Source organism: Pyxidicoccus xibeiensis, assembly GCF_024198175.1.
Lineage (GTDB): Bacteria > Myxococcota > Myxococcia > Myxococcales > Myxococcaceae > Myxococcus > Myxococcus xibeiensis.
In genome coordinates this window covers 220,565-245,528 of record NZ_JAJVKV010000008.1, presented here as the reverse complement: position 1 = coordinate 245,528, position 24,964 = coordinate 220,565, and the positions used below count along the sequence as shown (strand labels likewise).

20 protein-coding genes are annotated in these 24,964 nt (G+C 71.5%); 10 read left to right on the top strand and 10 right to left on the bottom strand.

The window, feature by feature from the left end:
- Positions 1-43: 43 nt before the first annotated feature.
- The 3 genes from sdhA to LXT23_RS32155 form a co-directional block, all read right to left on the bottom strand.
- Positions 44-1,921, bottom strand: a complete 1,878-nt coding sequence (sdhA, locus tag LXT23_RS32165) for a succinate dehydrogenase flavoprotein subunit (RefSeq protein WP_323379112.1) — start codon at positions 1,919-1,921, stop codon at positions 44-46.
- 268 nt (positions 1,922-2,189) lie between these two features.
- On the bottom strand, positions 2,190-3,488 hold the full coding sequence (icd, locus tag LXT23_RS32160; RefSeq protein ID WP_253984194.1) for an NADP-dependent isocitrate dehydrogenase: 1,299 nt from the start codon (positions 3,486-3,488) through the stop codon (positions 2,190-2,192).
- A gap of 142 nt (positions 3,489-3,630) precedes the next feature.
- Positions 3,631-4,197, bottom strand: coding sequence for a histidine kinase (locus LXT23_RS32155; RefSeq protein ID WP_253984193.1), 567 nt, complete (start codon positions 4,195-4,197; stop codon positions 3,631-3,633).
- A 392-nt stretch (positions 4,198-4,589) separates the two neighbouring features.
- Between LXT23_RS32155 and LXT23_RS32150 the strand changes: the two genes are divergently transcribed.
- Positions 4,590-6,743, top strand: a complete 2,154-nt coding sequence (locus LXT23_RS32150) for a hypothetical protein (protein WP_253984192.1) — start codon at positions 4,590-4,592, stop codon at positions 6,741-6,743.
- Between the two features lie 6 nt (positions 6,744-6,749).
- Positions 6,750-7,493, top strand: coding sequence for a hypothetical protein (locus tag LXT23_RS32145; protein ID WP_253984191.1), 744 nt, complete (start codon positions 6,750-6,752; stop codon positions 7,491-7,493).
- A 116-nt stretch (positions 7,494-7,609) separates the two neighbouring features.
- On the opposite strand, the gene LXT23_RS32140 is transcribed toward LXT23_RS32145, so the two are convergent.
- Positions 7,610-9,235 (bottom strand): bifunctional 3-(3-hydroxy-phenyl)propionate/3-hydroxycinnamic acid hydroxylase, encoded by a 1,626-nt coding sequence (locus LXT23_RS32140; protein ID WP_253984190.1) that lies wholly within the window; start codon positions 9,233-9,235, stop codon positions 7,610-7,612.
- A gap of 672 nt (positions 9,236-9,907) precedes the next feature.
- On the opposite strand from LXT23_RS32140, the gene LXT23_RS32135 reads away from it, so the two are divergent.
- Positions 9,908-10,120, top strand: a complete 213-nt coding sequence (locus LXT23_RS32135; RefSeq protein WP_253984189.1) for a hypothetical protein — start codon at positions 9,908-9,910, stop codon at positions 10,118-10,120.
- 169 nt (positions 10,121-10,289) lie between these two features.
- Here the strand turns inward: LXT23_RS32135 and menE are convergent, their stop codons facing one another.
- The 6 genes from menE to LXT23_RS32105 all read right to left on the bottom strand — a co-directional run bounded on the left by menE (position 10,290) and on the right by LXT23_RS32105 (position 17,978).
- Positions 10,290-11,738: an o-succinylbenzoate--CoA ligase gene (gene menE / locus LXT23_RS32130; RefSeq protein WP_253984188.1), complete on the bottom strand. Its 1,449-nt coding sequence runs from the start codon at positions 11,736-11,738 to the stop codon at positions 10,290-10,292.
- 232 nt (positions 11,739-11,970) lie between these two features.
- On the bottom strand, positions 11,971-13,131 hold the full coding sequence (locus LXT23_RS32125) for a mandelate racemase/muconate lactonizing enzyme family protein (protein ID WP_253984187.1): 1,161 nt from the start codon (positions 13,129-13,131) through the stop codon (positions 11,971-11,973).
- 9 nt (positions 13,132-13,140) lie between these two features.
- Positions 13,141-14,064, bottom strand: a complete 924-nt coding sequence (locus LXT23_RS32120) for a 1,4-dihydroxy-2-naphthoate polyprenyltransferase (protein ID WP_253984186.1) — start codon at positions 14,062-14,064, stop codon at positions 13,141-13,143.
- Entirely contained in the window at positions 14,061-14,924 is an 864-nt protein-coding gene (menH, locus tag LXT23_RS32115) for a 2-succinyl-6-hydroxy-2,4-cyclohexadiene-1-carboxylate synthase (protein WP_253984185.1), read from the bottom strand. The genes LXT23_RS32120 and menH overlap by 4 nt, the downstream gene beginning before the upstream one ends.
- Positions 14,915-16,684, bottom strand: a complete 1,770-nt coding sequence (gene menD / locus LXT23_RS32110) for a 2-succinyl-5-enolpyruvyl-6-hydroxy-3-cyclohexene-1-carboxylic-acid synthase (protein ID WP_253984184.1) — start codon at positions 16,682-16,684, stop codon at positions 14,915-14,917. Before menD ends, menH begins: the two co-directional genes overlap by 10 nt.
- Positions 16,668-17,978: an isochorismate synthase gene (locus tag LXT23_RS32105; protein ID WP_253984183.1), complete on the bottom strand. Its 1,311-nt coding sequence runs from the start codon at positions 17,976-17,978 to the stop codon at positions 16,668-16,670. Before LXT23_RS32105 ends, menD begins: the two co-directional genes overlap by 17 nt.
- A gap of 182 nt (positions 17,979-18,160) precedes the next feature.
- On the opposite strand from LXT23_RS32105, the gene aroF reads away from it, so the two are divergent.
- The 7 genes from aroF (at position 18,161) to LXT23_RS32070 (ending at position 24,912) form a co-directional block, all read left to right on the top strand.
- Complete coding sequence (gene aroF / locus LXT23_RS32100) at positions 18,161-19,000, top strand: 3-deoxy-7-phosphoheptulonate synthase (RefSeq protein ID WP_323379108.1); 840 nt, start codon at positions 18,161-18,163, stop codon at positions 18,998-19,000.
- Positions 18,997-19,686 carry a bifunctional demethylmenaquinone methyltransferase/2-methoxy-6-polyprenyl-1,4-benzoquinol methylase UbiE gene (gene ubiE, locus LXT23_RS32095; RefSeq protein WP_253984182.1) on the top strand — a complete coding sequence of 230 codons (690 nt, stop codon included), beginning with the start codon at positions 18,997-18,999 and terminating at the stop codon, positions 19,684-19,686. The genes aroF and ubiE overlap by 4 nt, the downstream gene beginning before the upstream one ends.
- A 61-nt stretch (positions 19,687-19,747) precedes the next feature.
- Entirely contained in the window at positions 19,748-20,269 is a 522-nt protein-coding gene (locus tag LXT23_RS32090; protein WP_253984181.1) for a shikimate kinase, read from the top strand.
- Complete coding sequence (locus LXT23_RS32085) at positions 20,266-21,537, top strand: shikimate dehydrogenase (protein WP_253984332.1); 1,272 nt, start codon at positions 20,266-20,268, stop codon at positions 21,535-21,537. Before LXT23_RS32090 ends, LXT23_RS32085 begins: the two co-directional genes overlap by 4 nt.
- Complete coding sequence (aroC, locus tag LXT23_RS32080) at positions 21,534-22,553, top strand: chorismate synthase (protein ID WP_253984180.1); 1,020 nt, start codon at positions 21,534-21,536, stop codon at positions 22,551-22,553. Before LXT23_RS32085 ends, aroC begins: the two co-directional genes overlap by 4 nt.
- Positions 22,550-23,623 carry a 3-dehydroquinate synthase gene (locus LXT23_RS32075; RefSeq protein ID WP_253984179.1) on the top strand — a complete coding sequence of 358 codons (1,074 nt, stop codon included), beginning with the start codon at positions 22,550-22,552 and terminating at the stop codon, positions 23,621-23,623. The genes aroC and LXT23_RS32075 overlap by 4 nt, the downstream gene beginning before the upstream one ends.
- Positions 23,620-24,912: a 3-phosphoshikimate 1-carboxyvinyltransferase gene (locus tag LXT23_RS32070; RefSeq protein WP_253984178.1), complete on the top strand. Its 1,293-nt coding sequence runs from the start codon at positions 23,620-23,622 to the stop codon at positions 24,910-24,912. Before LXT23_RS32075 ends, LXT23_RS32070 begins: the two co-directional genes overlap by 4 nt.
- Positions 24,913-24,964: the final 52 nt, after the last annotated feature.

The following is a 24,964-nucleotide window of genomic DNA, read 5'->3' as shown; positions in this document are numbered from 1 at the left end:
GGCCCGCGCAACCCGTGCGGGCCCACCAGATGAGGTTTCCGGCTCAGGCGTACCAGCGGGGCTCGGGGTCCAGCACCGGCGTGGGGATCTCCTCGTAGGTGATCTGCGGCCCCTGCTTCGCGTACGTCGCGACGGTCGTCTTGGCCCACTTCTCGTGGCGCTTGCGCCAGAGGGCCATCCACTCGGGGTCCTCGCGCGGGTCCTTCGACTTCGGCTCCGGCAGGGAGAACTCCGGCTTGTAGTGGGCGCCGCGGCTCTCGTCGCGCAGCAGCGCGCTGGTGGCGATGACCTCGCCCAGCTCGAACATGTTCCAGAGCTGGTTGGTGTACGACAGCGCCCGGTTGGCCACCATGCCGGTGTCCAGCACGTTGACGTTCGCCCACCGCGCCTTCAGCTCGCGGATCTTCTCCACCGTCTTCTTCAGCCGGTCGTTGTACCGGACGACGGTGCAGTTCTCCGTCATGATGTCGCCCAGCTCCTTGGCGAGACCGTACGGGTTCTCCGTGCCGTTCATCTTCCGGATGGTGCCGAACCGGTCCTCCCAATAGCGCTTCGCGTCCTGGAAGTACTTCTCCGGCATGGCCGCCGCGCTGGTCGTCTGGCTCTTGGCGAAGGACGCCATCGCCGGGCCGCCAATCATCCCGGAGTAGATGCAGGACAAGAGCGAGTTGGCGCCCAGGCGGTTCGCGCCGTGGAACGCGTAGTCCGCCTCGCCCGTGGCGTACAGGCCCGGGACGTGGGTGGACTGGTTCTTCGGGCTGCCCTCCACCGGGGTCTGCGTCTTCGAGTCCGGCTCGAACTGCACGTACAGGCCGCCCATGGAGTAGTGCATGCCCGGGAAGATGACCATCGGCGTGACGCGCGGGTCGTCGCCGACGAACTTCTCGTAGATCTCCATCACGCCCTTGATCTTCGCGTCGAGCGTCTTGGCCGGGATGTGCGTCACGTCCAGGTACACGCCGTCCCTGCCGCCGATGCCCATGCCCAGCTCGCGGCAGACCATGAAGATCTCGCGGGTGGCCACGTCGCGCGGCACCAGGTTCTTGTACTTGGGGTACTTCTCCTCGAGGAAGTACCAGCGCTCGCTCTCCGGGATGTCCCGGGGGTTGCGCGGGTCGCCCTTCTTGCGGGGCACCCAGACGCGGCCGCCCTCGCCGCGGACGGACTCGCTCATCAGGCGCAGCTTGTCCTCACCCGGGATGGAGGTGGGGTGCACCTGGATGAACTCGCCGTTGGCGTAGGCGGCGCCCTCCATGTAGGCGCGGCCCGCCGCCGTGCCGGTGTTGATGATGGAGTTGGTGGAGCGCCCGAAGACGATGCCCGGGCCGCCGGTGGCCAGGCACACGGCCTCCGCAGGGAAGGTGCGGATCTCCATGGTGCGCAGGTCGACGGCCACGCTGCCGATGCAGCGCCCGCCCTCGTCCTTCACCGTGCCGAGCCACTCCCAGTACTCGTACTTGGTGACCTTGCCCTCGGCCTCGTAGCGGCGCACCTGCTCGTCCAGCGCGTACAGCAGCTGCTGGCCGGTGGTGGCGCCGGCGAAGGCCGTGCGGTGGTGGAGCGTGCCGCCGAAGCGACGGAAGTCGAGCAGGCCCTCGGGGGTGCGGTTGAACGTCACCCCCATGCGGTCCAGCAGGTAGATGATGCCGGGCGCCGCGTAGCACATGCCCTTCACGGAGGTCTGCTCCGCGAGGAAGTCGCCGCCGCGCAGCGTGTCCTTCACGTGGATGTCCGGGTGGTCACCCTCACCCTTCGTGTTCACCGCTCCGTTGATGCCACCCTGGGCACAGACGGAGTGCGAACGCTTCACCGGGACGAGCGAGAGCACATCCACCTGGTGGCCCGCCTCCGCGAGCTTGATCGTCGTCATCAGCCCGGCGAGACCGCCGCCCACCACCGTGAACCGCGCTGCTGCTGCCATCATCGTCTCCTTGACTGCCGGGCTCCGGACGCTGCTTCCGTGGGCCGACCCGCCGCGAGGCGTGCCAGGGCCGGACATCCCGTGCGAGCACTACAGGCTAGTTAACTTGGTGAAAACGCGCCGCAACGACGGAAACGAGGACGATTAGCCCCCGTCATTCGCGGCATCAGGCACGAGGCCCACCAGTGCTTCCGGCGGGCCGGACGCGCCCGGGAAGGACGCACGACCGAAAGGGGCCGACCGTGACTCCGGCCGGCCCCCGAGGGCGCTACATGTTCTTGATGATGGCCTGGCCGAACTCGGAGCACTTGACCTCGGTGACCGTGCCCTGGCCCTCCTGCTTCATCAGGCGGGCGAAGTCGTAGGTCACCGTCTTGTTGGCGATGGCGCGGTCCATGCCCTTGATCATCAGGTCCGCGGCCTCGTGCCAGCCCAGGTGCCGGAACATCATCTCACCGGAGAGGATGACGGAGCCCGGGTTCACCTTGTCCTGGTCCGCGTACTTGGGCGCCGTGCCGTGCGTGGCCTCGAACACCGCGTGGCCCGTGACGTAGTTGATGTTGCCGCCCGGGGCGATGCCGATGCCGCCCACCTGCGCCGCCAGCGCGTCCGACAGGTAGTCGCCGTTGAGGTTCAGCGTGGCGATGACGTCGAACTCGTCCGGACGCGTGAGCACCTGCTGCAGGGTGATGTCCGCGATGGAGTCCTTGATGAGGATCTTCCCGGAGCCCACCGCCGCCTTCTGCTCGGCGTTGGCGGCGTCCTCACCCTTGGCGGCCTTGGTCGCCTCCCACTGGTCCCACGTGTACACCTTGTCGCCGAACTCGCGCGCGGCCAGCTCGTAGCCCCACTTGCGGAAGGCGCCCTCGGTGTACTTCATGATGTTGCCCTTGTGGACCAGCGTGACGCTCTTGCGCTTGTGGTCCACCGCGAACTGGATGGCCGCGCGGATGAGCCGCTCGCTGCCCTCCTTCGACACGGGCTTCACGCCCAGGCCCACGTTCGCCGGGAAGCGGATCTTCCCGAACTCCTTCGGGAACTCCTGCTTCAGCAGCGCCGCGAACTTCTCCGCCGCCGCGGAGCCGGCCTCGAACTCGATGCCCGCATAGATGTCCTCCGTGTTCTCACGGAAGATGACCATGTCGACCTTCTCGGGCGTCTTCACCGGGCTGGGAACGCCCTTGAAGTAGCGCACGGGACGCAGGCAGACGTAGAGGTCCAGCATCTGGCGCAGCGCCACGTTCAGCGAGCGGATGCCCCCGCCCACCGGCGTCGTCAGCGGGCCCTTGATGCCGACGAGGTACGTGCGGAACGCCTCGACAGTCTCGTCCGGCAGCCAGTTGTTGACCGCCTTGAAGGACTTCTCGCCGGCGAGGACCTCGTACCAGGCGATCTTCTTCTTGCCCTTGTAGGCCTTCTCCACCGCCGCATCGAACACGGCCTGGGACGCGCGCCAGATGTCGCGACCGGTGCCATCGCCCTCGATGTAGGGGATGATCGGCTGATCCGGGACGGTCAGCTTGCCGTTCTGAAGGGAGATCTTCTCGCCGGAAGACGGGGGCGCCATTGGCTTACTCCTGGAAGGTGTGGCCGTGTAAGAAGCGGCGCGGGATAGTCGAAAACCCGCCCCCTCCCGTCAAGGAGTTTGGCCACCCCTCCAGGGTGAAGGACTTATCGGAGCCAGCGGCCCGGCCGCGACTCCGACGCGACTACCAGCACGCGAGGCCGGGCGCGGGGAGCTCCACCGTGACGGTGAGGCCGGACGCGGCGCCGCGCGCCACCTCCAGCGTGCCGCCCATGGACTCCACCAGCTCACGGGCCCGGGCGAGGCGGCGGTGCACCGGCCCCACCAGCATGGGCGACAGGACGACGGCCTGCAGCTCGCGGTCCGACAGCGAGGCCCCGGGCACCAGCACCTGGAAGCGCGGGCCCACGTCCCCGAAGTCATCTGGAGGGTCCACCGCCAGCCGGACGCCCTGCCCGTTCGCGGTGTCCGCGGCGTGCGCGAGCAGCAGCAGCATCACCTGCTGCATGCGGCGGCCGCTCAGGCGCGCGAGGACGGGGTCCTCGGGCAGCTCCAGCGCCACCTCGATTCCGTGGAGGCGGCGCGTGGCGCCCAGCAGCTCCACGCCGTAACGTGCCACCTCCGCCACATCCACCTGGTGGACATCCGGCACGTCCACCGAGGCGAGCGCCGCGACGCGACCCGACTTGCCCTGCTCCTGCGCGCCCTGCTGCGATGGCGCCCCATCCCTGGTGCTCACTGCCGCACTCATCCCACTCACCTCCCGCTGACCTGCCCCACACACTCTAATCGCGACGTCTGACGATCTCTATTTCACTACGAGAAAGTACGCACAGCGTGCCCGACTTGTGACATTACAGTTGCGCGACATCTTGGCCGTGATGTTGTTCACTCCCGGGCATTGAAATTCGTGGAACTCGGAAAAGCCTCTGTCACCCCCGACCCATGGACCTACATTCCCGCCAGCCAGAAAACAGCCTGGCTGAATAAATTCGGTTTGACTGTTCCTCCTGAATCCGTATGATACGGACCTATAGCGATTCGCCGCCGACCGCAGCACCGCTGGAGCAGGGAGGGACTGTTGTGCTTGCAACTTCGACATCCGCATCAAGCGTTCCTCAGCAGCGGAGAAGGGGGCTCCTCATGGAAGGGGGAAATCCGCTCTCCACCAGGCGGACGTTCGAGTTCGACAGTCGTGATGCACTCTTCAATGTGATTCCACTTCCTCCGGCCGAAGCTGCACTGGATGACTCGGGTTACTCGCTGCACGGGACGGGGCCGGACGCCATCACCTGCTCCCTGGGCACGCCGGGCGCGTCCATCGGTGAAGTGACGCGGCTGAGCCCCACGGTGGTGTGGGTGATGCCGCGGGGCAACGTGGATGTGTCCGAGGCGCGGACCCTGCCGGTGTACCTGTCCGGCTGCGGGCTCACCATCGGTCCCATCCACGGCGCCTTCATCCGGACGGATGCGGAGACGCAGAGCGCGCCGGTGGGGCTGCAGCTGGTCGGGGTGACGCTGGACCAGGGCCGGCAGATCCTCTCGCTGCTGGCGGACGCGCTGAAGCGCGGCGTGGCGGAGCCGGCCGCGTCGGCGATGCCGGTGCAGGACACCATCAGCCACGTCGAGCGCATCCGCTCCATCCTGGTGGCCATCTGCGCGTCCGGTAACAAGTGCGTGCTGCGCCGCATGGGCCGCACGGTGCGCATGGTGCTGGAGCGCTTCAACGCCGCCACCTCGCAGCTCGAGTGGCGCGCCGAGGAGCCGGTGGCGGACTGGGGCGACGCGCCCTACGACATCGACGTCATCGGCTACAACAGCGCGTACCGCATGAAGCTGGACGTGGGGACGGCGGATGGCGACCGGCTCCTCACGACGCTGCCCGAGGTGCTCTTCCGCATCCGCCACCGCTGGCACCGGCGCGTGCCTGCCTCCGCCGGGGTGAGCGTGCGCTTCCACCACCCGCTGTGGCGGGAGCTGGGGGAGATGCAGCGCGAGGTGGTGGACCTGTCCTTCGCCGGCCTGTGCGTGCGCTGCCGCCCCGAGGACCTGGTGTTCCCGGGCCTGCTGCCGCCCCTGCTCGAGCTGCACACGGACACCGACCAGGTCATCAGCCTGCGCGGGGAGATCCGCTACGTCAGCAGCGCCCGCGCCGACGGCACCGTGCTGTGCGGCCTGAGCGTGCAGCCCTACTCGTCCGACGAGGCGCGCTGGGTGCGCTTCGTGTCGCAGACGATGTCCCCGGCCACGCGCACCAGCGAGGACCTGGAGGACGGGCTGTGGGACTTGTTCACCCGCTCGGGCTTCTTCAGCCTCGCGGGCAAGTCCGCCGAGGAGTTCGAGCAGCTGCGGCTGGCCTTCCGCGGCATGGCGAAGCGCGCCGCCGAGGTGCCCCAGCTGTTCTGCCAGGCGGTGTGGCCGTCCGAGCGCGGGCTGGAGGCGACGCTGTCCTTCATGAAGCCCTACCGCCACGCGTGGATGGGGCACCAGGTCGCCAAGCGCCCCGGCAAGCCGCCCTCCAACGTGTCCGAGCCCGGGCAGATCATGCGCGACCTGTACCTGCGCACGTTCGAGCACCCGCAGAGCGACCCGGACTTCCGCTGGGTGGTGGCCTACGTGGAGGCCCTCAACCCCTGGATCCACAAGGCGCACGTGCGCTACGCCGAGCGGCAGATGGAGACGGGCGCCGGCCTGGCCTTCACCCGCAAGGTCCACATGCTGGACGTCTTCACCCACGAGCAGACGGGCCGCACCTTCGACGGCATCTCCGTGGGTCCCGCCACGCCGAGCGAGCTGACGGTGCTGACGGACTCCATCGCCCGCACGCGCCCCAACTGCTACGCGGAGGCGCTCGACTTCACCCGGGACCGCATCGACATGCGCCCCGTCCAGTCCCGCTGGCGGGAGTTCGGCCTGGAGCGTGAGCGCGAGGTCCTGGTGGCTCGCCGGGGTGGCGTGCCCGTCGCCGCGGCCGTCCTGGAGATGGGTGAGAAGGGCACCAACCTCTACAGCCTGCTGGACATGGCCCGGCTGTTCTCGCTGACGGACGCCGGTCCGTCCGCCTATGTCGCCTTGGTCGACGCGGCCCGCCGCTGGTACGCCGCTCGCCGTCGCACTTCGTTCCACTATCTCTGTGAGGACGAAGGGGGGGAGTACGTGCAGGAGGCCGGTATCCACGCGGGGCCTGATCCGTACATGTGGATCATCTCCTCGAAGCTGATCCCGGACTTCCTCGAGCACATCAGTGAGCTGACCATCGGGCGCCGCGGTGCCCACAACACGACTCGCCAGGGGTAACGCAAGATGAGCAAGAAACTCGTTGAGGAGCTGTATGAGCCGCACGTCCGGGAAGCCCGTGAGCGGCTCAAGACGGCGCCCGCGCTGAAGGCCCTGCTGGATCCGAAGGTGGAGCCGGCGCTGGTGGAGGGCTTCCTCATCCAGCTCAACTCCCTGGGCGTGTACATGACGGAGCCCGTGGACGGGTGGATCCGCCGCGCCGGTGAGGCCACCGTGAAGATGGGCCTGGAGGATGTGGGCAACAAGCTCATCACCCACGCCAAGCACGAGGCCGGTCACCACCTGATGATGATCGAGGACACCAAGAGCCTCGTCGCCCGGTGGAACAAGCACCGCACGCCCAAGCTGGATGCGGAGGCGCTGCTCAACCAGGCCCCCACCCAGTCGATGAAGGACTACCGCGCCATCCACGAGGACACGATTGTCGGTCCGATGCCGGCCTCGCAGGTCGCCATCGAGTACGAGATCGAGAACCTGTCCGTCGTCTTCGCGCCCGGCCTGATGGACCAGGCCAGGCGCGTGCTGGGCGAGGACATCATGGAGGCGATGTCCTTCGTGAAGGAGCACGCGGAGATCGACGTGGGCCACACCGCCCTCAACGAGGTCATGCTGGGCAAGCTGCTGACCCAGGTCCCCGAGAAGGCGGCCATCATCGGCAAGACGGGTGCCCGCGCCCTGGAGATCTACCTGAACTTCATGGCCGACTGCGTCGAGCGCGCCGAGCAGATGCTGAAGTCCGCCGCCGCCTGAGCGCCGCGCCTGGCCGCGCAGCCCTGAAACACGCCGGGCGCCATGGGCAGAGCTCCGCCCGAGGCGCCCGTTGTACTTCTTCCACTCCCCTGCCCTGCCCGGAGGCCTGCGCCGGCTCAGCCCGCGCGCCGCACCGTGCCGTGGCCGCGGCGGGACAGCGGCCGCACGCGCCCCTGGAGCGAGCCGCGAAGGGCGCCCAGGTCCTTGCCCCCCGCCGTCCCGTAGACGTACCGGTCCGGGCGGAGCACCACGAGGTCCGCCGCATACTGCGTGAACCACGCGCCCAGCCGGCCCTCCACGTCCACCACGGCTTCCTGCCTGCCGGAGCCCGTGCGCTCCGCAGGAGACACCGTCAGCCAGTGCGCGCCGATCTCCGTCGCCAGCGAGCGGGCCTCGCGCTGCGCCTCCAGTGAAGCGCCCGGCCGCGTCAGCACCACGAAGCCGTCCCCCAGCACGTCGTCCAGCAGCGCGGTATTTCCGTCCGGCAGCTCCACGCGTGGCTGCGGGAAGTAGGTGCCCTGCGCGGAGTCCTTCTTCTCGCGACGGGCCCGGGCGAAGAAGCCCTGGACCAGCGGCATCACCGGCTTCACCTTGTACTGCCGGATGAAGTCGCCCGAGACGGGCATGCGGTACAGGAGCTGGATGAGCGCGTTGCGCACCCGGGCCAGCACCCGCCCGCCCGTCATCATCACCCGGCCCATGGCGTCCGAGCTGCGGATGACCTCCGACACGTGCTCGCGGCGCTCCTGCTCGTAGGTGTCCAGCAGCGACGCATCCGCCGCGTCCCCCAGCACCAGGGCCAGCTTCCACGTGAGGTTCGCCGCGTCGCGCAGGCCCGCGCACAGCCCCTGCCCCAGGAAGGGCGGCATCAGGTGCGCCGCGTCTCCCAGCAGGAACGCCCGTCCCACCCGCCAGCGCTCCGAGAGACGGCTGTGGTACGAGTACACGTTGGCGGAGCGCACCTTCACCGTCGCCGGGTCGAGGTAGTGCGCGATGAGGGCGCGCACGAAGTCGGGCTGGCGCGCCGCCTCCAGGTCCTGGTCCGGCGGAAGGATGATGTCGAAGCGGATCTCATCCCGGGACGTGCGGGTGATGAAGCCCCGGCGCGTCGGGCCGCACAGGTAGGCGGTGAACTCGGGGTCCGGCGAGGCCGTGCTCACGGTGATGGCCAGCGAGTGCTCGAGCGCCGTCGTGCCCTCGAGCTTCAGCCCCAGGCGCCGGCGGATGGCGCTGTGCGCGCCGTCGCAGGCCAGCAGGTACTTCGCCCGCACCGTGAGGGCCTGCTCACCCGCTCGCGCCTTCACACGGGCGGTGACACCCTCGTCGTCCTGGACGAAGGACTCCACCTCGTGGCCGCTCCACACCTCCACGTGGGCGAAGCGCTCCAGCCCCTTGCGCAGCACCGCCTCCATCCGCGGCTGCTGGAAGAAGGCACCGACGGAGTGACCGAAGGGCTTGTCCACCCTGCCGAAGTCCACCTCCGCCAGCGAGCGCAGCTCGTCGTCGAGGTACTGGAGGCGGCGGCACGGGAAGAAGCCAGGGTCCAGGTCGCCCACCAGGCCCGCGGCCTGGAAGATGCGCTGGGCCTCGTCATCCACGCTGATGGCGCGGGACTGGCCGTGCGGCGCGGGCTCCCGCTCCACGACGAGCGTCCGGATGCCCTTCTGCCCCAGCAGGTTCGCGGCCATCGCTCCGACAGGTCCACATCCGACGATGATGACGTCAACCGACTCTGGAGCCATGTCCGTCTCCCGTTGTGTACGTGCTCAGCTGATCTGCCTTTGGTCCGATTCCCCCCTTGGCCAGGGAGATAAAGATATCAAGACAACCTGACAACCCCTCGGGATTGAACCTGACCCGAAGTAATTCCCGACCTGACCAACATCGGACGGACCCACTCACTCCCAAACCCCGCATGCCCCGAATTCCCCTCTGAAACCGCCGCCGTTCCCGGCATCGCGGCGACCTTCCGTTCCGAGCGACTTCCCGCCCGGAACGCCCCATCACGTCCTCTGCGCCCACCACCGCCCTCTTCATCTATTTGAACGCGGTGGGCGAAATTCCTTGCATGTTTGAGATTCGCCCTCGGGAAAAATTGCAGGGCCCGAGAGCATGTCTCGGACCTTGAATCAGGGTGCGCCCGCACCCAGCGGTGCCGCGCTGACCTGTGCGAGGCCATTCCCGATAGGTTTGAAGATTGCGCCCGGACGGGATCAGGAAATTCCGCTCGTCGCGAGTCCGTGACGGAGGAAGGCGGGGAGCCGTCCTGCTGTTGGTCAACACGACGGACGCCTGACCCTGGGCCCCCCTGTCGGGAAGCTGGCAGTGACGCTCTGCGGCGACGCATGGCGTCGTGATTTCCCTGGCTCAGGGTTGTTGGATGGGCACTCAGCAGTCCTCGAAGGAGCACACAGATGGAATGGCTCGAATTTCCCCGCTGGTCCCCCGAAGTGGAGCGGCAGCTGTCGCAGCAGGCCGCCCGGCTCGGGGCCGCCTTGAGCCGGGGAGCACTGTCGGCCCGCCGGACCGGGACGAGCGCCACCGTGGCCGCGGCGTACCGGCTGAGCGCGATGCTGCGCGAGTACCCGCGCACCAACCCCTGGGGCCACCCCGCCTCCGAGTGCTGAGCCCTTCGCGCCCCCGAGGCCCGGCCCCCTTCTTCCGATAGGGCCAGGGCACGGGTGGCCCGAGGCGCACGGCACGGGAGACCGCGAGATGGCACCTCCTCCGCCCCTCTTCCAGGAGCGGGAGCGCAGCCCCCGGTCTCCAACTTGATTCCAGAGTCAGGCTGGCGCGTCAGTTGATGGAGCGCTGCCGGAGCACGGTGCGCTCCACCTTGCCCATGGCGTTGCGCGGCAGCGCGGCCACCCAGGTGAAGCGCGCGGGCGTCTTGAAGCCCGCGAGCGACTGGCGACACCACGCCTCCAGCGCCTCGGGCCCCGGACGCGGCTGGCCGGCGCGCGGAGCGATGAAGGCCACGGGCACCTCGCCCCAGCGCGCGTCCGGCACGCCCACCACCGCCGCCTCCTGCACGGCCGGGTGGTTGGCGAGCACCGCTTCCACCTCCGCGGGGTAGATGTTCTCCCCCCCGCGGACGATGAGGTCCGTGCGCCGCGACAGCACCGTGAGCCGCCCGCGCGCGTCCAGCACGCCCACGTCCCGCGTGCGCAGCCAGCCGTCGCGCAGCACCTCGCGCGTGGCCTCGGGGCGCTGCCAGTAGCCCGCCATGACGGTGGGGCCGCGCACCTCGATGTCGCCTTCCTCACCGGGGGCCCGCACCGTGCCAGCTTCGTCGACGATGCGGACCTCGAGCCCCGGAAGCGGCGGGCCCGCGGTGCGCCCGTCCGCCTCGGTGGGACGCTCCGTGGTCACCTGGGAGCAGGCCTCCGTGAGGCCGTAGGTCTGGAGGGCCCGCAGCCCCGCGGACCGCGCGCGCTCCAGCAGCAGCGCCGGCACCGGACCTCCGCCGATGAGCGCCAGGCGGAAGGACGGCGGCACGGGGGCGTCTCTCCTCGCGTCGAGCACCCGCTCCAGCGTGGTGGCCACGAGGCTGGCGTGGGAGACGCCCTCTGCCTCGAGCGCCCGGTTGACGGCGTCCGCGTCGAAGCGCTCGTGCAGGAGGAGGCAGCCACCCTCGTACGCCGTGCGCGTCAGCATGGCCAGCCCGCCGACGTGGAACAGGGGCAGCGTGCCCAGCCAGCGCGGCTGGGAGTGCTCGCCCAGGTTCGCGGCGGAGGCCCTCGCGGAGGCGCGGAAGTTTCCCTCCGTCAGCACCGCGCCCTTGGGGCGGCCCGTCGTTCCGCTGGTGAAGAGGACCACCCTCGGCGCGTCCTCCGCGGGAGGCAGGCACGTGGCGGCCGGCGGAGTGGAGCTCGGGACGAAGGTCTCCAGGGGTTCGGCCCCGGGGAGCCGGTCCAGGAGCGGGCCCTGGGCCAGCATGAGGCGCGGGGCAATGTCCTCCACCAGCGGCGCCAGCTCCGCGCGCGTGAGGCGCGCATTGAGGGGTGCCAGGACCGCGCCCAGGCGCCCGAGGGCCCAGAAGAGACCCACGGACATCGGGTGGTTCACCGCCAGGAGCGCGACGCGCTCGCCCTTCCCGAGCCCCCGCGCCGAGAGCACTGCCACCCACCGGCCCACCTCTGCGTCCAGCGCGCGATAGCTCCACGAGCGGCCGGCAAAGGTGAGAGCCTCCGCGTCCGGGTGCCGCAGGGCGCCTTCTCGAATGGGACAGGTCCAGGACGTCATCTCGGCACCTCGACGCGCGGAGCGGGCACGCCGCGCGGCCGGGGCTCCAGGCCCATCCTCGATGCCGGCGGAGTCGGGCTTCGGGTACGTCCACCCTCCCCCCAGGGGCGCTTCGCGGTTGCGCGGAAGGAACGTTCATTCCACGCAGCCGCGCCGGGAGGGGCGAGCCACCGCGCTGCGCGTCTCGAGCGAGCCGGACTGGACGCAGTCCTCCGCGTCACCGGCTCCGCGTTCATCCCACGACCTTCGGGTCCAGCCCCAGCCCCGAGGCCTCGGGGAGCCGGATGTGCCCATTCACCGGCTTGTAGGGGTGCACGGGCGGCTCGTTGGAGAAGAGGCGCCCCACCGCGAGCCCCGACGCGAGCGCACCCGAGGGCAGCGCCGCCGCCAGGTGCGTCGCACCGGCCCGGGCCACCACGCCGTCCAGCGAGCTGGTGACGTACGACTGCATGCCCAGCCGCGTCGCGCGCATCGCCACCACCAGGCACGGCAGCAGCCCGCCCAGCACCATCGGCTTGAGCACCACCGCGCCCACCGCGGGGCCGCCCCCCAGCAGCGGATCCACCGTCAGCAGCGCCCGAAGTGCCTCGGGCGAGCCGAGCGACTCGTCCGCGGCCACCATGCACGGGGAGCGGCGCTGCACGCGCCACAGCGCCGGCAGGTCATCCGGAGGCGTGGGCTGCTCCACCAGCTCCAGGCCGTACCAGCCCAGCTTGTCCAGGGCGCGCTTCGCCTCGGGCTCGGACCAGCCGCCGTTGGCATCCAGGCGCAGCTTCACGTCCGCGCCCACCGCCTCGCGCACGGCCTTCACGCGCGCCTCGTCCTCCTCGATGGAGCGGCCGGCCACCTTCAGCTTCAGCGTCCCGAAGCCCTCGGCCACCGCGGCCTTCGCCTCCTCCGCCAGCGCCTGCGGTGTCTCCGCGCCCAGCAGCGCATTCACCGCCACCTCGGGACGGGCCTCCTCCGCGAGCAGCCAGCACAGCGGCACGCCCTGGCGCTGCGCCAGCAGGTCCAGCAGCGCCAGCTCCAGCGCGTGCTCCGCCGCGGGCACCGGGCGTTCCGGCGCGGGGTGCTGGGCGCGGATGCGCACGCCGTCACCGCGCGCCACCTCTCGCGGGAAGGGCGACAGCGTGTCCTCGATGGCGCGCACCGAGTCGCCCAGGAACTGGCCCTTCAGCGAGGACAGCCACGCGCCGAGCATGGCGCCGCAGACCTCGACCGACTCCGTGCCGAACTCCGGCAGCGGCATCGCCTCGCCGAGCCCCACCCTTCCGTCCTCGTCCACCAATCGCACGAGGAAACCCTCGCGCGCTGGATACGTGGCGCGTGCTGTCTTCAGGGGCTGCAGCAGGTCCAACCGCAGTGGGGTGAGCGTCGCGTGGGCAATCCGCATGGGCTCACATCATCGCAGGTAGAGCCCCACCGCGAACAGCACGCCGTAGAAGAGCTGCAACCTCGCCGTGCCGCCGAGCGCCGGGTTCAACGCCGCGCCCTGCGCCTTCAGCACCAGGCGCAGCGGCGCAAGCGACAGCGGAAGACTCAGCAGGGCGAGGAACACCCAGGGGCTCGCCAGCCCCAGCGCGTACATGGCGAAGGGCGTCGCATAGGACACCGCGAGCAACAGCACGTACTCCGCCTTGCCCATGCCCGTGCCGAAGCGCACCACCAGTGTGCGCTTGCCGGCCTTCACGTCCGTGGTCGCATCGCGCAGGTTGTTCACGACGATGAGCATGGTGCCGCTGGCACCCACCGGAACCGCGGCCCACACCGCCGCCGGGTCCACCGTGCCCGCCTGCACGTAGTACGTCCCCATCACCGCCACGAGGCCGAAGAAGAGGAACACGAACAAGTCGCCCAGGCCGTGATAGCCCAGTGGAAACGGGCCTCCCGTGTAGGCGAAGCCGCACACCAGCGAGGCCACGCCGATGGCGACGATGGGCCACCCGCCCACCATCACCAGGTAGAGCCCCACCGCCGTCGCCAGCGCGAAGCACACCGCCGCACCGGCCAGCACCGTGCTCGGAGCGATGAGGCCACTCTGCGTCACCCGCACCGGGCCGAGCCGCTCGTGCGTGTCCGCGCCCTTCTTGAAGTCGTAGTAGTCGTTGATGAAGTTGGTGCCAATCTGGATGAGCACCGCGCCCAGCAGCGCCGCCAGCGCGGGCAGCCACCGCCCCACGCCCAGGCCGAACGCGAGCCCCGTGCCCACCAGCACCGGCACCAGCGCCGCCGTCAGCGTCTTCGGCCGCGCCGCCAGCAACCAGCTCTTCACCGTGGGCCGAGGCTTCGTCGCCAGCGGCCCCACGCCAGGAACCGACGTGCTCACGGAGTCACCCTCCCCGCGCCCGCCACCGTGGCGGCGGGGCTGTCGAACTGCGGCGCCTCGTACCAGGGCGTCTGCAGGAAGCCGAGCACCTCGCGGGCGTACGCCTCCGGCGCCTCCAGGTGCGGCGCGTGGCCGCAGTCCGCGAGCGCATGCCGCCACACCACCGGCAGCTCCGCGGCCATGCGGCGCGCCGTCTGGGTGAACTTCGCATCCCGCGCGCCGGTGAGCAGCAGCGTCGGCAGGCGCTGGGCATGCAGCTCCGGCCAGTAGTCGGGCTGCACGCCGAGGCCCAGGCACTCCAGCGCACCGGCCAGCCCGTCGGGCGTGCAGGCGCGGCGGCGGGCCCGCAGGGCGTCGCGTCGCTCGGGCGCAAGCTGGCGCAGGCCCTCGAACAGGGGCAGGGACTCCCAGCGGTCCACGAAGGCCTCCACGCCCCGTGCGCGGATGAAGGCCGCGAGCTGCGCATCCGCCTCGCGCCGCGCCGCCCGCTCCTGGCGTCGGTGCAGGCCCGGCGAGCCGCTCTCCATGATGAGCCGGCCGAAGCGGTCCGGAGCGCGCACCGCCGCCGCCAGCGCCACGCGCGCGCCCTGCGAGTAGCCCAGCAGGTCCACCGTGCCCAGTTCCAGCCGGTCCACCAGGGCCACCAGCGCGTCCACCGTCTCCAGGAAGCCGTCGCGGCCCTTGCGCTCCGGCAGGGGCGTGGCGCCATGGCCCGGCAGGTCCACCGCCACCGCGCGCACCGAGCGGCCCAGCCACGGGCGCAGGTCATCGAAGGAATCGCGGCTCCCGGTGAAGCCGTGCAGCAGCACGAGCGGCCGGGCCCCTTCGCCCCACATCTCGTATGCCAGCGTCACGCCCATGGTCCTTCTCCCAGTGCGGCAGCCATCCGCGTGAAGAGCTGCCGGTGCTCGTCCACATTGGCGGCCCGGTCCACCCGGACCTCCACCAGATGGAGTCCCCCCTCCAGCCCCTCGCGCACCGCCGCGCGCAGCGCCGACGGCGTCGTGGGCCGGTGCAGGCGCGCCCCACCGAGCGCCGCCGCGTGGGCCAGGTCCACCCCGTGCGGGGTGCCGAAGAGGGACTCGAACTCGTCCGGCCGCGCCGCCTGGGCGATGGGCAGGAACGAGAAGATACCGCCGCCGTCGTTGTTCACCGCCACCACGGTGAGCGACACGCGGGCGCGCGACGCGGTGACGAAGGCGCCCACGTCGTGCAGCAGCGCCAGGTCCCCGCTGAGCAGCACCGCCGGCCTTCCTGCCGCCGCGGCCATGCCGAGCGCGCTGGAGATGATACCGTCGATGCCATTGGCCCCACGGTTGGCCAGCACCCGCAGCGGCACCGTGCCCGCCGGGGCGAAGGCATCCACGTCACGGATGGGCATGCTGCTGGAGACGAAGAGCGGCACCCCGGCCGGCAGCGCCGCCACCACCTCGCGGGCGATGCGCGGCTCACCGAGCGCGTCGGGGTGCTCGGCGAAGGCGGCCTCCAGCGCCTTGCGCGCCAGCCGCTCCGCCCCCAGGAAGCCCTGGGCCCACTTCCCCGCCCCGCGCGACAGGCCGCGCGCCAGCGACTCACACGCCGCCACCGCCGAGCCCTCCACCACCAGCGCCGCGCGGTGCGCAGGGTCGAACAGCGCGCCCCCGTCGCTGAAGAGGACGGTGTCCGCGCCGGACGCGTCCAGCCACTGCTGGGGCACCTTCGGCGTCAGCCCGCCGCCGAAGCGCAGCACCAGCTCTGGCCGGTGCGCCTTCGCGAACGGCGCGTGGCGCAGCAGCGCGTCGTAGTGGGACACCGTGAGCGGGCCGCCGCCGTAGCGGGCCTGTGAGGTAGCCTCCGCCAGCACCGGGTAGCCCGTCGCCTGTGCGAGCGCGCTGATGGCGTCGCCGAAGCCGTCCGCCTCGTCGCGCGGGCCGCAGACGATGACGCCGCGCTCGGTGGCGGCGATGCGCCGGCGCAGCTCGTCCAGCGTCGCCGGGTCCGGCACGGGCGCGGGAGGGACGATTCGCGTGAGCGGCGCACCGGGGCGGCCCGACTTCACCAGCGCGGACAGGCGCTCCTCGCCGAAGGCCTCCGGCAGCGGCGCGAGCGGCTCGCGGAAGGGCACGTTGAGCTGCACGGCCCCGCGCGGCGCCCGCATCGCGGTGGCCACGGCGCGTGACGCGGTGGCGCGCAGGTGGGCCAGGGCCACGTCACTGGCCTCGGGCTGGCCCAGGTCCGCGAAGAGGCGCGCGTGCTCGCCGTAGAAGCGCTGCTGCGGCACCGTCTGCGGAGCGCCCCACCCCTGCAGCTCCAGCGGCCGGTCCGCCGTCAGCACCACCAGCGGCACATGGGCCAGCGCCGCCTCGATGACCGCCGGGTAGAAGTGCGCGCCCGCCGTGCCACTGGTCGCCACCACCACCACCGGCGCGCGGGACTGCTTGGCCAGGCCCAGCGCGAAGAAGCCCGCGCTCCGCTCGTCGATGACGGACCAGGTGCGCACGCCTTCCGCGCGCGCGCAAGCCAGCGCCAGCGGCGACGAGCGAGAGCCCGGACACACCACCGCGTGCCGCACCCCTCCGCGCGCCAGTTCCTCCAGCAACGCGCGCGCCCACAGCACGTTGAGGTTAGCGTCGGACGACATCCCCGCCTCCCAGCGCCCGCAGCATGGCCAGGCTCTTCATCTCCGTCTCCCGCCACTCGGATTCCGCGGTGGAGCCGGCCACCAGGCCCACGCCCACGAACAGGCGCGCCTTGGCCCCCCGCACCAGCGCCGAGCGCAGCGCCACCATCAGGTGCGCGCGCTTCGGTCCCACCCAGCCCACCGGCCCCGCGTACCAGCCGCGGTCCAGGCCCTCGTGCTCCACCAGGAAGGACAGCGCGCGCTCACGCGGGAAGCCTCCCACCGCCGGCGTCGGATGCATCGCCGACACCACCTGCGCCGCGCTGACGCCCTCGCGCAGCTCCGCGCGGATGCCCGTGCGCAGGTGCACCACGTTCTTCAGCGTCAGCAGCGCCGGCTCCGCGTCCGACGTCACGCCCTCCGCGAGCGGCCGCAGCGTCGCGAGGATGTAGCGCACCACCGAGTCGTGCTCGCGCAGGTCCTTGTCGTGCCCCCGCAGCCCCTCGGCCTGTCCCGGCGCCGCCGTGCCCGCCAGGGCCTCCGTCTCCAGCACGCGCCCGTCCACCCGGCACAGCGTCTCCGGGGTGGACCCCAGGAAGCATGCCCCATCCGGCGCGCGGAACAGGAACGTGGCACAGCGCGGGTTCTGCTCGCGCAGGCGCGCCAGCACGTCCACCACGTCGAAGGCCTCCGGCCCCTCCGCGTCCAGCGAGCGCGCCAGCACCACCTTCTTGAGGTGGCCCGAGGCAATCGCCTCCAGCGCGCGCCCCACCCGCGTCTCGAAGGCCGGGCGCGAGGAGTCCAGCTTCAGCGCCACCGGGGCGCCGCGCGCATGACGGTAGGACTCCGGAAAGCACGCGCGCACCCGCTCCAGCCGCGAGCGCACCGCGTCCTCGCCCCCCCGACCCTCGGGCGCGAAGGCCGCCACCTTCACCCCGCCGCCGTCGCGCCACACCAGCACCTCCGGCAGCGTCCAGCGCGCGACACCGTGCGAGTCCCACGCCGCATCGGGAGCCCCCGTGGCGCCAAAGCGCATGCCGCCGAACCAGGGGCCGGGCATGGCCGCGGGCGCTTCACCCACCCAGCGCAGCGACGCCGTGGCCAGCGAGGCCAGCGCCGCGGCCGCCTGGGCCGCGTCCTCCGCTTCCACCACCGCGGCCTCGCCCCAGCCCGCCGCCGCCTCCTGCGCCAGGGGCCGCTCCCAGTACACCGAAGGAACGCCCAGCACGTCCGCTCCCGCCAGCGGATCCCCCACCGCCAGGGGCATCATTCCGGCCACCCAGCGCTGGCCCTCAACGGGATTGAGCGTCTTCATCAGCGTTCCTCATCGATGATTGCCTCGCAATCACCTTCGGTTGTCTTCTAAGCCATCTCGGCTATACATGCACCAAGGAGTTCAAAACCTCTTGAACTCCATGAATCGGAGGGTCCGTGGGAGGCGAGCGGCCAGACGCACCCGCACCGGCGGTATCGGGGCGGGACACAGGAGCGCGGAAGGTGCTCCGCTCGGCGCGGCCCGAGGGCACCCGCGTGCGCGTGGGCACCGTGGAGTTCGGCGGCCCGGGCTTCGTCGTCATGGCGGGGCCGTGCGCGGTGGAGGGCGCGGAGCAGGTGGAGCGCGCCGCCGCCACGGTGGCCGCCGCCGGGGCCCATGTGCTGAGGGGTGGCGTATTCAAGCCTCGCACCAGCCCCTACGCCTTCCAGGGCATGGGTGAGCCGGGCCTGCGCGTGCTGGCGGACGCCGGGCGCCGCCACGGGCTGCCCGTCATCAGCGAGGTGATGGAGCAGGCGCAGATTCCGCTGATGCTCGAGTCCGCCGACATCCTCCAGGTGGGCGCGCGGAACATGCAGAACTACTCGCTGCTGAGAGCCCTGGGAAAGGTGCGGCGGCCGGTGCTGCTCAAGCGGGGCCTGGCGGCCACGCTGCAGGAGTGGCTGCTGGCGGCGGAGTACCTCCTCGACGGCGGCAACGAGCAGGTGATGCTGTGCGAGCGCGGCATCCGGACGTTCGAGACGGAGCTGCGCAACACGCTGGACCTGGCGGCGGTGGCCTGGGCGAAGCAGCGCTCGCACCTGCCCGTCATCGTGGACCCGTCACATGCGACGGGCGACCCGGAGCTCATCCTCCCCATGTCGCTGGCCGCCGCGGCCGCCGGGGCGGATGGATTATTGATTGAAGTCCACCCCCGGCCGGAGCAAGCCATGTGCGACGGCCACCAGGCCCTGACACCCGAGCGCTTCCAGACTTTGATGCGCCGGCTGCCAGCCGTGCTAGGAGCGGTGGACCGACACCTTTGGAGGCCGGACTCTCCGGCCCATGTCGCGAGGGCTCGATGAGCGCCGAAGTCCGAGAGATGTTCTCCTCCATCGCCACGAAGTACGACGTGACGAACGAGGTCCTGTCGTTCGGCATCCACCGGCTGTGGCGGCGCAAGGCCGTGCGCCTCAGTGGCGCGAAGGAGGGCAGCAGCGTGCTCGACTGCGCCACCGGCACCGGCGACCTGGCCATGGTCTTCAAGCACAAGGTGGGCGCCAGCGGCCGCGTGGTGGGCACGGACTTCTGCCCGGAGATGCTGGAGAGCGCTCCGGCCAAGGCGGCGAAGGCGGGCCTCCAGGTGGAGTTCCAGGTGGCGGACGCGCTGGCCCTGCCCTTCGCGGACAACACCTTCGACGTGGCCTCCATCGCCTTCGGCATCCGCAACGTGGATGACCCGGTGAAGTGCCTGAAGGAGATGGCGCGCGTGGTGCGCCCCGGCGGCCGCGTGGTGGTGCTGGAGTTCGGCCAGCCCGACGGCGCCTTCGGCGCGCTGTTCCGCTTCTACAGCAAGACGGTGATGCCGGCCGTGGGCGGACTGCTCACCGGCAACCGCGCCGCCTACGAATACCTGCCCCGCACCTCGGCGGCCTTCCCCTCCGGGGAGAAGTTCATCGGGTTGATGGAGCAGTCCGGCGCGTACTCGGAGCGGGCCGCCCATCCGCTGACGTTCGGCACTGCCTACGTCTATGTCGGCACCGTCCGCTGAGCAGCGACAACAGCTCGTCGAACAGGTCCTCTCCTCGGTAGACCCCCGGCTCTCGCCGGGAATGAGGGAGGCCCTCGCCCGTCCGGGCCCTGCCCTGCTGCCCGCGCCGGGGCAGACGGTGGTCATTGCCGGCCACCGCAGCGCGGGCAAGACGCGGCTGCTGCCCCTGGTGGCCCGGCTGCTCGACAGGACGGGCCTGGACCTGGACGCCCACCTGGAGCGCCTCCATGGCCGCCCGCTGCGCGCCTGGGTGGCCGAGGCCCCCTCGGAGTTCCGTGCCGCCGAGCGCCGTGCCCTCCTGGAGCTACCGCCCGGTGGGCTGGTGTCCCTGGGAGGCGGCTTCCTGTCGCACCACGCGGACGCACTGGCCGGATTGTTCCCCCTGCTCGTGCCCATCAGTTTCGAGACCTACCGCGAGCGCCTGCTCGTGGACCAGACGCGCCCGCGACTGCGGCCCGACGTCTCACTGGAAGAGGAGCTCGCCTCCGTGTTCCATGAGCGCGAGGCCCTCCACGGGCGCGTCCCCACCGTGGCCCTGGTGGACTTCCTCCGGGGCTGCCTCATCTCCGAGGTGTCCTTCTGACGCCCGCCACGCGTGTCGTCACCCTCCCCCCCACCGTGCTCGGCGACGACGCCGTGCGCTTCGCGCGCGAGTGCCAGCGCCGGGGCGCCGACGTGCTGGAGCTGCGCACGGACCTCCACTCCCCCGAGGCCGTGGACGTCGGGGACATCCGGGCCGCCCTCCCGCTGCTCGTCTCCGAGCGGGGCAGGCCCCTGCCGCCCGACTGGGTCTCCGTGGCCTGGCGGGTGGACCGGGACTTGAAGGACACCACGGGACGCCACGGCTCGCTGGACGCGCCCGCCGGGAAGCTGCTCGCGTCCCACCATGCGGACCGGCCGCTGTCCACCGACGAGGCCCTGCGGCTGTGGGAGCGCGAGCTGCCCCCGGACGCCCTCGTCAAGCACGTGGAGCCCATGACGGGACCGGAGCACCTGGGCACCCTGCTCGAGACGCAGCGCAAGCTGATGGAGCGCTTCGGCGTGCTCCGCGTCACCGTGCTCGGCATGGGGCCGGTGGCCCTGCCGGCGCGCGCGCTGCTGGCCCGCAGGAACATGCTCGACTACGTGGCGGCGGGAGGCTCCTGGGCCGCCGCGCCCGGCCAGCGCCTGCTGGACGACGTCGTCCGGGAGCTGAAGGGCGCGGACCGCACCACGCTGGAGCCGCCCCTGCGGCTCGGCATCCTCGGCACGTCCATCGCCCACTCGCGCTCGCCGCGCATCCACCGCCAGCCGTTCGACCGCATCGACATCCCCGAGGACGGCCCCGTCGAGGCGCTCGTGGACTCGCTGCTGCCGCACTACGCGGGCTTCGCGGTGACGAGCCCCTTCAAGCTGCGGCTGGCGAAGCACACGGGCTCCCGGCTGGAGGCCATCAACACCCTGGTGCGCCGGGGTGACCGCTGGGAGGCCTTCAACACGGACACGTACGGGGCGCTCTCGGTGCTGGACCGCCTCAACGCCATGGACGCCTTCGTCCTGGGCGACGGCGGCGCCACCGCGGCCCTGCGCGCGGTGTCGGGCGAGATTGGCTGCAACCTGCGCATCGTGCGCCGGGCGGACATCCAGGCGCCGCTGAAGGGGGCGGGCGTGTGGACGTGGCCGGACCGGGTGCCCGTGCCGGAATCCCTGCGATTCGACCGGGCGCGCGTCGCGGTGATCGCCTACGGTGCGCCTGGCCGGCGCATCGCCGCGGAGATTTCCCGCCGTGGAGGCACACCGGTCCTGCTGGGCGCCGCGTGGTTCATCGCGCAGGCCCGGCGGCAGCGCCAGATCTGGGAGTCCGCGATATGAACACCTTTGGCACCCTCTTCCGCATGACGACCTTTGGCGAGAGCCACGGGCCCGCGCTCGGCACCATCCTGGACGGCTGCCCCGCCGGCGTGCCCCTCACCCGCGAGCAGATCCAGGTGGAGCTGGACCGCCGCCGCCCGGGCCAGTCCGCCATCACCACCGCCCGCAGCGAGCCCGACCAGGTCGAACTCCTGTCCGGCGTCTTCGAGGGCAAGACGCTCGGCACGCCCATCGCCGCCATCGTCCGCAACACCAACCAGCGCTCGGGCGACTACGACAAGCTGAAGGCCGAGGACCGCCCGGGCCACGCGGACTCCGTGTGGCGCGAGCGCTTCAAGCACCGCGACCACCGCGGCGGCGGCCGCACGAGCGGCCGCGAGACGCTCTGCCGCGTCATCGGCGGCGCCATCGCCGAGGCGTACCTCGCCCGCGACCTGCCCTCCGTCCGCACCGTCGCGTACGTGTCGCAGGTGGGAGACCTGGTGGCAGCCGTGCCCCCGCCGGGCCTCACCCGCGCCCAGGTGGACGCCCATGCCACGCGCTGCCCGGACGAGCGCGTCCGAGAGGAGATGTCCCGCCGCATCCTCGCCGCGAAGGAGGCTGGTGACAGCCTCGGTGGCTCCATCGACGTGCGCGTCGAGGGCCTGCCCGTGGGCCTGGGCGAGCCCATCTTCGGAAAGGTGAAGGCGCTCATCGCCCAGGCGCTGGGCAGCATCGGCGCGGTGACGGGCGTCGTGTGGGGGCCGCCGGACCTGCTCGAGCGCATCGGCCAGCCCGGCACCGTCTTCCACTCGGTGAAGGATGCGTACGGCGGCATCCAGGGCGGCCTGGCCAACGGCGAGCCGCTGCAGGTGCGCGCCTACTTCAAGCCCCCCGCGACGCTGATGGACCACGCGAAGGGCGGGCGCCATGACCCGTGCATCATGCCCCGCGCCGTCCCCGTCCTGGAGGCGATGGTGTCGCTGGTCATCGCCGACCTCGTCCTGCAGCTCAACGCCCGGCCCCACACCCTATGAGCAGCTTCCTTCCCCCCGGGGCCTACCGTCCCCCCGTCGACCGCTGGGGCACCTTCTCCCGGCTCGCCGCCAGCCTGCCCGAGGGCAGCGTGGCCGTGGTGGACCGCACCGTCGCGAAGCTCCACCCCGACCTCGTCCCCACGCTGGAGGCCCGCCGGCCGCGCGCCATCGTCCAGCTCACCGGCGGCGAGAGCGCCAAGACGTTCGCCGCGCTGGAGAAGGTCCTCGCCGGCGGCCTGTCCCTGCCGCGCTCCGGCACCCTGCTGGCCGTGGGAGGCGGCACCGTGGGCGACGTGTCCACCGTGGCCGCGCACCTGCTCAAGCGCGGCGTGCGGCTGGTGCAGGTGCCCACGACGCTGCTGGCCGCGGTGGACAGCAGCCTCGGCGGCAAGGGCGCGGTGGACCTCACCGTGCGCGGCCGCGTGGTGAAGAACCCCGCCGGCGTCTTCCACTACGCGGACGAGGGCTGGCTCTGCCCGGAGTTCTTCTCCACCCTCTCCCCCACGCAGGTGCGCGAGGGCTCGCTCGAGGCGTGGAAGATGGTCATCAGCCTCGACTCCTCCGTCTTCCGCCGCTACGTCCGCAAGCCGCCCGCGCTGGACAAGCTGGTGAAGGACGCGCGCGCCCTCAAGGAGCGCGTCTGCTCGCAGGACCCGTACGAGCACCAGGGTCTGCGCCGCGTGCTCAACTTCGGCCACACCTTCGGCCACGTGCTGGAGAGCGTGTCACGCTTCAAGCTGTCCCACGGCGACGCGGTGGGGCTGGGCATGCTGCTGGCCCTGGACGTGGGCCGTCACCTGGGCGTGACACCCGAGCCCGTGGCGGCCCAGGCGGAAGCGGCCCTGGCCAACGGCCCAGGCGTGCTCGGAAGAGAGCGCGTCTCCGCCCTGCTCCGGAAGGCGCCGCTCAAGGACATCGTGGCGCTGCTGGACGCGGACAAGAAGGCGGGCGCCGCGGGCGAGCTGCGCATGGTGCTGCTCACCGCCATCGGCTCCACCGAAGTGCGCGACGTCGCGCAGCACACCTGGCGCGAGCTGTGGCCCGCCTGGACTGAAGGAAAGCGCCCATGACCTCGACGAGCACCTCCCGCATCCACCTGGACCCGAGCGCCCTGAGCGCCTCACCGCTCACCCCGCCGGTCTCCAAGTCGGACGCTCAGCGGGCGCTGGTGCTCGGCCACCTCACCGGCGCCTGGCCGCTCCCGTCCGTGCAGGCCGAGTCGGACGAGGACCTGCCCGCGGACGTGCGGGTGATGCGCCGGGGCATCCAGTCCCTGCGCCTTCCCCCGGGGCCCCAGCGCGACGTGGACTGCGCGGATGGCGGCGCGCCCTTCCGCATCCTCGTCACCCAGGCCGCGGTGACGCCCGGCGCCCATGTGCGCTTCACGGGCACGCCGCGCCTGGGCGAGCGCCCCCATGGCCCGCTCTTCACCTCGCTGAAGGACGCGCTCGGCCCGGCGGGCCTCACCCTCACGGAGGGCACGCCCTGGCCGGTGGAGCTGCGTGCGCCGAGCGACACCTCCAAGGTCGCCCCGGTGTTCCGCGTACCGGGCGCGCAGAGCAGCCAGTACGCCTCCAGCCTGCTCTTGGGCGCCGCGGCGCTCCACCTGCGCGAGCGGCGCGACTGGAGCGTGGAGATTGACGGCCCGCTGACCAGCGCCGGCTACATGGACCTCACCGTGACGTGGCTGAGACGCTTCGGCTTCGAGGTCCGGGAGTCGACGGGCCGCTACACGGTGGCCGGCCACGAGGCCCCACCCTCCGCCCCGCCGCTCCCGGGCGACTGGTCCTCGCTGGGCTACCTGCTGCTCGTCGCCTGGAAGACAGGCGGCACCGTGGAGCGGGCGGACCCGGGCAGCGCCCACCCGGACGGCGCCATCCTCCGGCTCATCGAGCAGGTGGGCCTGAAGGCCGTCCCCACCGGACAGACGCACACGATGAAGGTCCAGGGGCGCCTGACGGGCGGGCTCCAGGCGTCCGGCAAGGAGTGCCCGGACCTGCTGCCCACCCTGGCGGCGCTTGCCTGTGTGCTTCCGGCCCCCTCCACCCTCACGGATGTGGGCATCCTCCGCGTGAAGGAGAGCGACCGCCTGGAGGGCATCCGCTCGCTCGTGGCGGCCTATGGAGGCACCACGGACCTCCAGGGGGAGTCACTCCAGATCCGCCCCCCGGCCGCCCCTCCCGCCCGTTTCGCGATGGACAGCCGGGGTGACCACCGCATGGCCATGGTCTCCGCCACGCTCTCCGTGCTTTCCGGCGCTCCGCTGGACCTCACCGGCCCCGAGTGCGTGGAGAAGAGCTTCCCCGGCTTCTGGCGTCAGCTTTCGCGCTCGGGCGCTCTTATTTCCCAGCAGTCCTAGGACCATCAGTGTCCGACCTTCGGACTTATGGTTCTTTTTTGTTGAAAGCGCT